We start from the raw sequence: 802 nt of genomic DNA, 5'->3' as shown, positions 1-802 counted from the left end.
TTTTGGTTAGAGTTTTCCGGTGCATTTTCCTGGCTGGGAAAGGGACCAGAAGACGATGAAAGCGTCGCAGTTTTCGGACGCTCAGAAGGCGTTCATTCTGAAGCAAGGTGATGAAGGCGTGTCGGTTGCTGAAATCTGCAGGAAGGCGGGGATCAGCCAGGCGACTTATTTCAACTGGAAGAAAAAATACGCGGGCATGCTGCCACCGGAGATGAAGAGGCTGAAACAGCTCGAGGACGAGAATTCGCGCCTGAAGAAGATCGTCGCGGATCTGACGCTGGACCGCGAGATGTTGCAGGATGTCATCCGCCGAAAGCTCTAAGGCCTGCTCGGAAGCGGGAGATGGTGAAAGGCATGTGCTGCGATTGGGCGATCTCGATCCGACGTGCTTGTGGAGCGTTGAACTTCGATCGATCAACTCACCACTATACCTCTCGCCGTGCTGATCAGGCCGGTCTGGAACGTCGTATTCGCGAGATCTGCGAGATCCGTGTGCGGTACGGCTATCGCCGCGTGCATGTGCTGTTGGAACGCGAGGGTTGGGGCACCAACATCAAGCGAACCTACCGCATTTACAGGGACTTGGGGCTACAGTTGCGGAACAAGACACCGAAGCGGGGGGTAAAAGCCAAGCTTCGCGAGGATCGGCACATGGCCGTCGGACCCAACGACGTCTGGGCGATGGACTTCGTTCACGACCAACTCGCAACGGGTAAGAAACTGCGCGTGCTGACGGTGGTCGACACCTTCTCGCGCTACGTGCCGGTGCTTGATCCACGTCATAGCTATAGAGGCGAAGACG

Annotated in this window: 1 pseudogene; it reads left to right on the top strand. The window is 56.6% G+C overall.

The features are described from left to right. Positions 1-55: 55 nt before the first annotated feature. Positions 56-802 (top strand): annotated as a pseudogene (locus K6N12_RS33580) (IS3-like element ISRel21 family transposase); the annotation flags it as partial.

Origin of the sequence: Rhizobium redzepovicii (assembly GCF_019793435.1) — a bacterium.
Classification (GTDB): domain Bacteria; phylum Pseudomonadota; class Alphaproteobacteria; order Rhizobiales; family Rhizobiaceae; genus Rhizobium; species Rhizobium redzepovicii.
This window is presented reverse-complemented; position numbering and strand designations above follow the sequence as displayed.